This window comes from Streptomyces beijiangensis (assembly GCF_017315755.1).
Lineage (GTDB): Bacteria > Actinomycetota > Actinomycetes > Streptomycetales > Streptomycetaceae > Streptomyces > Streptomyces beijiangensis.
Genome location: NZ_JAFLRJ010000463.1, coordinates 1 through 5,156 on the forward strand (window position 1 = coordinate 1; position 5,156 = coordinate 5,156).

At 70.0% G+C, this 5,156-nt stretch carries 5 protein-coding genes and 1 tRNA gene; 4 read left to right on the forward strand and 2 right to left on the reverse strand.

The window, feature by feature from the left end:
* From J0695_RS34665 to J0695_RS34675, 3 genes are all read left to right on the forward strand, one after another.
* Positions 1 to 601: amino acid ABC transporter ATP-binding protein (locus J0695_RS34665; RefSeq protein ID WP_206968746.1), on the forward strand; the 601-nt coding region annotated here is incomplete at its 5' end.
* Between the two features lie 165 nt (positions 602 to 766).
* Positions 767 to 1,525 carry an IclR family transcriptional regulator gene (locus J0695_RS34670; RefSeq protein WP_206968747.1) on the forward strand — a complete coding sequence of 253 codons (759 nt, stop codon included), beginning with the start codon at positions 767 to 769 and terminating at the stop codon, positions 1,523 to 1,525.
* 70 nt (positions 1,526 to 1,595) lie between these two features.
* A tRNA-Lys gene (locus J0695_RS34675) sits at positions 1,596 to 1,669 on the forward strand.
* A gap of 55 nt (positions 1,670 to 1,724) precedes the next feature.
* Here the strand turns inward: J0695_RS34675 and J0695_RS34680 are convergent.
* Both J0695_RS34680 and J0695_RS34685 read right to left on the reverse strand, forming a co-directional pair.
* Entirely contained in the window at positions 1,725 to 2,357 is a 633-nt protein-coding gene (locus J0695_RS34680) for a LuxR C-terminal-related transcriptional regulator (RefSeq protein WP_206968750.1), read from the reverse strand.
* The gene (locus tag J0695_RS34685; protein ID WP_206968748.1) at positions 2,357 to 3,604 is read right to left on the reverse strand and encodes a sensor histidine kinase; all 1,248 of its coding nucleotides are present in this window, start codon (positions 3,602 to 3,604) and stop codon (positions 2,357 to 2,359) included. The genes J0695_RS34680 and J0695_RS34685 overlap by 1 nt, the downstream gene beginning before the upstream one ends.
* Positions 3,605 to 3,752: 148 nt before the next feature.
* On the opposite strand from J0695_RS34685, the gene J0695_RS34690 reads away from it, so the two are divergent.
* Positions 3,753 to 5,156 (forward strand): MFS transporter (locus tag J0695_RS34690; RefSeq protein WP_206968749.1); only part of this gene is annotated, 1,404 nt, incomplete at its 3' end.

The window sequence follows — 5,156 nt, forward strand, 5'->3', positions numbered from 1 at the left end:
GGCAGCCCCCGCAGCCCCGGCCGACCTGATCCGCTTCGACAACGTGACGAAGCGCTTCGGGAAGAACACGGTCCTGGACGATCTCTGCTTCTCGGTGCAGCCGGGCAAGCACGTCACCCTGATCGGACCTTCCGGTTCCGGGAAGACGACGATCCTGCGCCTGCTGATGACCTTGCTGAAGCCCGACGAGGGAACGATCAGCGTCAACGGCGACCAGCTCTTCCCCGCGCCCGACAAGCAGGTGCGCGAAGTACGGAAGAACATCGGCATGGTCTTCCAGCNNCTCTCCGGCGGCCAGCAGCAGCGGGTGGCCATCGCGCGAGCCCTGGCCATGCGCCCGCAGGTGCTCCTCCTCGACGAGGTGACCTCCGCGCTCGACCCGGAGCTGGTCGCGGGGGTCCTCGACGTCCTGCGCGACATCGCACGCACTACGGACATCACCATGCTCGTCGTGACCCACGAGATGAATTTCGCCCGGGACATCTCCGACGAGGTGCTGATGTTCGATTCCGGCAAGGTGATCGAGTCCGGTTCTCCGGAGAAAATCTTCAGCGACCCGGGGCACGAACGTACGCGCGAGTTCCTGAGCGCGGTGCTCTGACCTCCTTATCCCTCACTTAATCGTGACCCTGGCATATGCCACGGTGGTGCACCCCAGCGTACGGGCCTGGGGTGCACCACCATTCTCGTCAACAGCCGCCCCGCGGAAGGCTCTTGGCGGCTATCGTGGGGTGCGAGCAAACGGTCACAACCTGTAGGGGGAACCGTGGCGCTGAAGCCCGAGCCGACTGCGCCGTTCCATTCGGTGCAGTACGCACTCCGAGTCCTCGAGTCGATCTCGAAGCACGGCGGGGGCGTCACCGACGCCCAGATCGCGCGCGAGACCGGGCTGCCCACCGTCCACCTCACCTCCCTCCTGCGGATGCTGCGCCGCGAGGGGTACGTCGAAGAGACCACCGACGGCGCCTATGTCATCGGCGACTCGCTCGTCCTGCTCGGCTCGGGCGCCACCCGCAAGGCGGCCCTGGAGGCCAAGCTCCAGGAGACCCTGACCGAGCTGCGGGACTCGCTCGGCGCCGCGGTCTACATCAGCCGGTACCTGGACGGCGAGGTCAAGATCACCCAGGTCGCCGACGGGCCGCGAACGCCCGCGGTCTACGAATGGGTGGACTTCCGCTCCTCGGCCCACGCCAGCGCGGTGGGCAAGTGCCTGCTCACCCAGCTCGACCAGAACGGCCGGCGCGACCACCTCTCCCGGCACAAGATCGCCCGGCTGACCTCCAAGACGATCACCAACGAGAAGATCCTCTTCTCCAAGCTCGACAGCCAGCCGGCCACGGTCCCCGTGCTCGATCTCCAGGAGTACGCGGTGGGCACGGTCTGCGCGGCCGTGCCGCTGACGGCGGGCTCGGCGGTGGGCTGTCTGGCCCTCTCGCTGCCGCTGGAGCACGCGCACCGGCTGCGCGCGGCGGCGGACACACTGAACCGGCGGGCCGCGCCGGTGGTGCTCTCCCTTGCGATCTAGATTCTGGCTGGCGATCTAGATTCTGGTTTGGAGCACCCGCCCGGACCAGGTATTCTTCTGGAGTCACCAGGCGCCGTTAGCTCAGTTGGTTAGAGCAGCTGACTCTTAATCAGCGGGTCCGGGGTTCGAGTCCCTGACGGCGCACAGACGGAGAAAGCCCCTCGCGAGAGCGAGGGGCTTTTTCGTTGTGCTCACGCCCTCACGCCTTGAGGAAGGCGAGGACCGCGAGGACCCGGCGGTGGGTGTCGTCGGCCTGGGGCAGCCCGAGCTTCCCCAGGATGTTGCCGATGTGCTTGCCCACCGCGGCCTCGGTCACGACGAGCGCGCGGGCGATCGCCGCGTTGGACTTGCCCTCGGCGACCAGGCCGAGCACCTCGCGCTCTCGCGGGGTGAGCTTCTCCAGGGGGTCGCGGCGGCGGCGCAGCAGCTGCCGTACGACCTCGGGGTCGACCACCGTGCCGCCGGCCGCGACGCTCTCCAGTGCGGTGACGAACTCCTCGACCTGGCCGATGCGGTCCTTGAGCAGATAGCCGACGCCCGTGCCGTCGCCGGTGTCGAGCAGTTCGGCCGCGTACGACCGCTGGACGTACTGGCTCAGGACGAGGACCGGCAGCGCCGGCTGCTCGGCGCGCAGGGCGAGGGCGGCACGCAGCCCCTCGTCCTGGAAGGCGGGCGGCATCCGTACGTCCGTGACGACGATGTCCGGGCGGTACGAGGCGACCGCGGCCGGCAGCGCCCCGGCGTCCCCGACCGCCGCGACGACTTCGTGCCCGAAGCGGGCGAGCAGACCGGTGAGGCCTTCGCGCAGCAGCACGCTGTCCTCGGCGAGCACTACGGACAGGGGCGGCACGGGATCTCCAGTCGCAGAGCGGTGGGCCCGCCGGGCGGGCTGGTGATCGACAGTGTGCCATCGAGGACCGACAGCCGGTCGGCCAGTCCGGTCAGTCCGGTGCCCTCCGCCCCCGCGGCGGAGCCGCTGTCGGGCAGAGTCGCTCCCCCGCGGCCGTCGTCGCGTACGACCACCTCAAGACGCCCGCGCCGGTGGTGCGCGGTGACCTCGGCCCGTCCCGCCCCGCTGTGTTTGGCGACATTGGCGAGCGCCTCGCAGACGGCGAAGTAGGCGGCGGTCTCGACCTGTCCGGGCAGCCGGGGAATGTCGAGGTCGGTGTCGACGGGGACGGCGGAGCGGTCGGCCACGTCCTCCAGGGCGGCTCCCAGGCCGTAGTCCGTCAGCACCTGGGGATGGATGCCCTGGATCAACTCCCGTAGCTCCACCAGGACCTGGCCGGCCTCGTCGTGTGCCGTCGCAATCCGGTCGGCGAGCGGTCCCGGCGGTGCGTCGAGACGTGCGAGCCCCAGCGTCATGGTGAGCGCGACGAGCCGCTGCTGGGCCCCGTCGTGCAAGTCCCGCTCGATGCGCCGCCGTTCGGCCTCGAAGGAGTCGACGAGGCGGGCCCGCGAGCGCAGCACCTCCGACTCCTTCGGGGCGAGCAGCAGCCGGGTGAACGCGGCCCTCGCCCCCGCCAGCGCACCGAGCGGATAGAGCAGTACGGCAAGGAGTACGACTCCGCCGACGGCCAGCGCGAAGGCCTCCGGGTACGAGTCGACCAGCCAGATCTTGATCACCCGGGCCTCGTGCCCGTCCATGGCGAGCTGCACCGGCGCGAGCATCATCCCGGCCGGCGCCACCAGCGCGACGCCCACCGCCAGGACGTCCAGCGGCCACAGCACCAGTGCGTGCAGTACGGCGTACGCGAGCTCCCGCCAGGTCGCCTGCTCCGTGAACCTCAGCCGCGCCCAGGCGAGCACGCCCGGCTCGGCGGGGTCCCGGTGCGGGCTCGGGGCGGGCTCGGAATCGACGATCCGCAGCCGCCAGCGCTCGACCGCGGCCAGCGGCAGCCCCACGAGAAGGAGCAGCGGCAGCCCGACGCCCACCAGCGAGAAGACGGCGAGCAGCACCATCGCGAGCAGCACAGGGATCCCGGTGAACGCGCTGCTCAGCAGGTACGCGGCCGAGCGCCAGGGCCACCGGGTGCGCAGATAGCGGGGCCGGGCGAGGGCCTGCCAGGGGGAGGTCATGGCGGTAACCGTAAGGGCCCAGGACCGCCCGCCACCATCCGTCCAGCAGGCGCTTCGGGGGTGGGTTCAGCCCTACCCCTCCACCCCAGACAAATGTTTTACACATCCGTACTAGACAAGCGTTTATGACATCCGTACAGTCGCAGCCATGAAGAACCCGACGAGCACCGCGCCGAGCACCACTGCCCGCACCGCAGGCCGCAAGGAATGGACCGCCTTCGTCGTCCTCCTGCTGCCGCTCCTCCTGGTCTCGATGGACATCTCCGTCCTGTACTTCGCGGCTCCCTCCATCAGCCGCGAGCTCGACCCCAGCGCCACCCAGCAGTTGTGGATCTTCGATGTGTACGGATTCGCGCTCGCCGGGCTCCTCATCACAATGGGGTCGCTCGGCGACCGCATCGGCCGCCGCAAGCTCCTCCTCTTCGGAGCCGTCGCCTTCGGGCTCGCCTCCGTCGGAGCCGCGTACGCCCCGAGCGCCGAACTGCTCATCGCCGCACGGGCGTTGCTCGGCGTCGGCGGGGCGACCCTGATGCCCTCGACCATGGCGCTGGTCCGCAACATGTTCACCGACGAGAAGCAGCGCACCAAGGCGATCGGCATCTGGTCGGGCGCGATGGCCGGCGGCATCGCGGTCGGCTCCGTGATGAGCGGCATCATGCTGGAGCACTTCTGGTGGGGCTCGGTCTTCCTGATCAACGTCCCCGCGATGCTGCTCCTGCTCGTGCTCGCCCCGGTCCTGGTACCGGAGTTCAAGGACCCGAAGCCGGGCCGCTTCGACCTCCTCTCGATCCCGCTCTCCATGGGCGCCGTGCTCCCGGCCATCTACGGCCTCAAGGAGATCGCCGCGAACGGGTTCACCGTCCCCATGGCCGCGCTCATCGCCCTCGGAGCCGCCCTCGCCCTCGTCTTCGTACGCCGCCAGCGCAGCCTTCCCCACGCGATGATCAACCCGGCCCTCTTCCGTGACCGCCGCTTCGGCGCCGGGATCAGCCTCAACACCATCGCCGCGATCGCCATGATGGGCTCGGCGCTCTTCACCACGCAGTACCTGCAGCTGGTGCTCGGCATGAGCACGATGAAGGCCGCCTTCTGGTCGCTCGCCCCCTCGATCGCCGTCGGCATCGCCGCCCCGGCGGCCGCCGCGATCGCCCAGAAGATCGACCGCGCCTACGTCATGGCCGTCGGATTCCTCATCGGCGCGGCCGGTTTCGCGATCCTGATCCTCGCCGGTACGGACTCGCTGGCGCTCCTCATCATCGGCGCCGGCGTCATCAGCTGCGGCATCGTGACGGTGATGGTCCTGGTCACCGACATGGCCCTGTCGACGGCCCCGCTGGAGAAGGCGGGATCCGCCGCCTCGCTCCTGGAGACCGGGCAGGAGTTCGGCGGGGCGCTGGGAATGGCGGTCCTCGGCTCGATCGCCACGGCGGTCTACCGCTCCGACGTCCCCGCGTCGGCCCCTTCGGCGGCCCGCGAGACGCTGGGCGGCGCGGCGGCCACGGGGGATGCGGGTCTGCTGCACCTGGCCCGCGAGGCCTTCGTGCACGGGATG

Bases quoted from the DNA above. Each gene is read 5' to 3' on its own strand.
- J0695_RS34685 (WP_206968748.1), bottom strand. From the start codon at position 3,604: ATGACCTCCCCCTGGCAGGCCCTCGCCCGGCCCCGCTATCTGCGCACC.